The sequence below is a fragment of the Aestuariimicrobium kwangyangense DSM 21549 genome (assembly GCF_000421525.1).
Classification (GTDB): Bacteria; Actinomycetota; Actinomycetes; order Propionibacteriales; family Propionibacteriaceae; genus Aestuariimicrobium; species Aestuariimicrobium kwangyangense.
In genome coordinates this window covers 1-3,223 of sequence record NZ_ATXE01000005.1, presented here as the reverse complement: position 1 = coordinate 3,223, position 3,223 = coordinate 1, and the positions used below count along the sequence as shown (strand labels likewise).

Annotated in this window: 2 rRNA genes; both read left to right on the top strand. The window is 56.3% G+C overall.

Annotated elements, in window-relative coordinates:
• The first annotated feature begins 25 nt into the window (after positions 1-25).
• Positions 26-1,542, top strand: a 16S ribosomal RNA gene (locus H507_RS0113570).
• A gap of 350 nt (positions 1,543-1,892) precedes the next feature.
• Positions 1,893-3,223, top strand: a 23S ribosomal RNA gene (locus H507_RS0113565); the annotation flags it as partial.

Sequence of the window (3,223 nt, the reverse complement as noted above, 5' to 3'; positions counted from 1 at the left end):
TTTTTTGGTGGGGTGGTTGTTGTTTTCAACGGAGAGTTTGATCCTGGCTCAGGACGAACGCTGGCGGCGTGCTTAACACATGCAAGTCGAGCGGTAAGGCCTTTCGGGGTACACGAGCGGCGAACGGGTGAGTAACACGTGAGTAACCTGCCCCAGACTTTGGGATAACAGTTGGAAACAGCTGCTAATACCGGATATGAGCCTCCCTGGCATCGGGGGGGTTGGAAAGCTCCGGCGGTCTGGGATGGGCTCGCGGCCTATCAGCTTGTTGGTGAGGTAGTGGCTCACCAAGGCTTCGACGGGTAGCCGGCCTGAGAGGGCGACCGGCCACACTGGGACTGAGATACGGCCCAGACTCCTACGGGAGGCAGCAGTGGGGAATATTGCACAATGGGCGGAAGCCTGATGCAGCAACGCCGCGTGCGGGATGACGGCCTTCGGGTTGTAAACCGCTTTCACCTGTGACGAAGCGGAAGTGACGGTAGCAGGAGAAGAAGCACCGGCCAACTACGTGCCAGCAGCCGCGGTGATACGTAGGGTGCGAGCGTTGTCCGGAATTATTGGGCGTAAAGAGCTTGTAGGCGGTTTGTCGCGTCGGAAGTGAAAACTCAGGGCTCAACCCTGAGCGTGCTTTCGATACGGGCAGACTTGAGGAATGCAGGGGAGAATGGAATTCCTGGTGGAGCGGTGGAATGCGCAGATATCAGGAGGAACACCGGTGGCGAAGGCGGTTCTCTGGGCATTTCCTGACGCTGAGAAGCGAAAGCGTGGGGAGCAAACAGGCTTAGATACCCTGGTAGTCCACGCCGTAAACGGTGGGTACTAGGTGTGGGGGACATTCCACGTTCTCCGTGCCGCAGCTAACGCATTAAGTACCCCGCCTGGGGAGTACGGCCGCAAGGCTAAAACTCAAAGGAATTGACGGGGCCCCGCACAAGCGGCGGAGCATGTTCATTAATTCGATGCAACGCGAAGAACCTTACCTGGGTTTGACATATACCGGAAACATCTGGAGACAGGTGCCCCTTTTTGGTCGGTATACAGGTGGTGCATGGCTGTCGTCAGCTCGTGTCGTGAGATGTTGGGTTAAGTCCCGCAACGAGCGCAACCCTCGTCCATTGTTGCCAGCGGGTGATGCCGGGGACTCAATGGAGACCGCCGGGGCCAACTCGGAGGAAGGTGGGGATGAGGTCAAGTCATCATGCCCCTTATGTCCAGGGCTTGAAACATGCTACAATGGCAGGTACAAAGGGCTGCGATACCGCAAGGTTGAGCGAATCCCAAAAAGCCTGTCTCAGTTCGGATTGGGGTCTGCAACTCGACCCCATGAAGTCGGAGTCGCTAGTAATCGCAGATCAGCAACGCTGCGGTGAATACGTTCCCGGGGCTTGTACACACCGCCCGTCAAGTCATGAAAGTCGGCAACACCCGAAGCCGGTGGCCCAACCCTTGTGGAGGGAGCCGTCGAAGGTGGGGCTGGTAATTAGGACTAAGTCGTAACAAGGTAGCCGTACCGGAAGGTGCGGCTGGATCACCTCCTTTCTAAGGAGCCTTCTTGGTCAGTGCCCTGGTGGTGCTGGTCCATGTTTGCCAGGTTTCGGGGCGTTCGTTCCCGGTCTGGTGGGCTTGTGGAATTGTGGAACGTTGACTGGAGAGGTCTGGTGCCGGTCATCTGTGCAAGTACAGCCCCCTTGTGGGGGAGTGGAACGTGTGGGTGGTTTGGTGGTGGGTTTCGTGAGCACGCTGTTGGGTCCTGAGGGGTCGGTTGCTTCGGTGACGGATTGCTCTGTGCGGACCGGTGGCTGGTGCCCTGTTGTGGGGTGGTGGTGCCGGGCTCGCCCGTATTTTGAGAACTGCACAGTGGACGCGAGCATCTTTGTAGATATTTTTTTGAACAAGCTACTAAGTGCGATCGGTGGATGCCTAGGCACCAAGAGCCGATGAAGGACGTTGTAACCTGCGATAAGCCCTGGGGAGCTGGTAAACGAGCTGTGATCCTGGGATTTCCGAATAGGGAAACCTTGAAAGTACCGGAGTCATGTCCGGCAACCTCTGCCTGAATATATAGGGCAGTTGGAGGGAACGTGGGGAAGTGAAACATCTCAGTACCCACAGGAAAAGAAAACAACCGTGATTCCGTGAGTAGTGGCGAGCGAAAGCGGAAGAGGCCAAACCGTATGTGTGTGATAGCTGACAGGCGTTGCATGTGCGGGGTTGAGGGACCATTCGGTCGGGGCTGTTGACCCGGCGGCGAGTAAGAAATGATCAAGCGAAGTCGAACCACCTGGGAAGGTGGAGCGTAGAGGGTAATACTCCTGTAGACGTAAGTTGATCACTCGTGAGTGTCATCCCAAGTAACGCGGAACTCTTGAAATTCCGCGTGAATCTGGCGGGACCACCCGTTAAGCCTAAATACTCCTTGGTGACCGATAGCGGACAAGTACCGTGAGGGAAAGGTGAAAAGTACCCCGGGAGGGGAGTGAAATAGTACCTGAAACCGATCGCATACAATCCGTCGGAGCCCTGCGGGGTGACGGCGTGCCTTTTGAAGAATGAGCCTGCGAGTTAGTGGTATGTGGCGAGGTTAACCCGTGTGGGGGAGCCGTAGCGAAAGCAAGTCCGAACAGGGCGTTGAGTCGCATGCTCTAGACCCGAAGCGTAGTGATCTATCCATGGCCAGGGTGAAGCGACGGTAAGACGTCGTGGAGGCCCGAACCCACTTGGGTTGAAAACCGAGGGGATGAGCTGTGGATAGGGGTGAAAGGCCAATCAAACTACGTGATAGCTGGTTCTCCCCGAAATGCATATAGGTGCAGCGTTGCGTGTTTCTTGCCGGAGGTAGAGCACTGGATGGTCTAGGGGGCCCAAAAGCTTACCGAAATCAACCAAACTCCGAATGCCGGTAAGTGAGAGCGCAGCAGTGAGACTGTGGGGGATAAGCTTCACAGTCGAGAGGGAAACAGCCCAGATCATCAGCTAAGGCCCCTAAGCGATAACTAAGTGGAAAAGGATGTGGAGTTGCGGTGACAACCAGGAGGTTGGCTTGGAAGCAGCCACCCTTGAAAGAGTGCGTAATAGCTCACTGGTCAAGTGATTCTGCGCCGACAATTTAGCGGGGCTCAAGTTATCCGCCGAAGCTATGGCATTCACGCGTGTACTTGACTTTCGAGTCCAGGTGCGTGGATGGGTAGGGGAGCGTCGTGTGCGCGATGAAGCGGCGGGG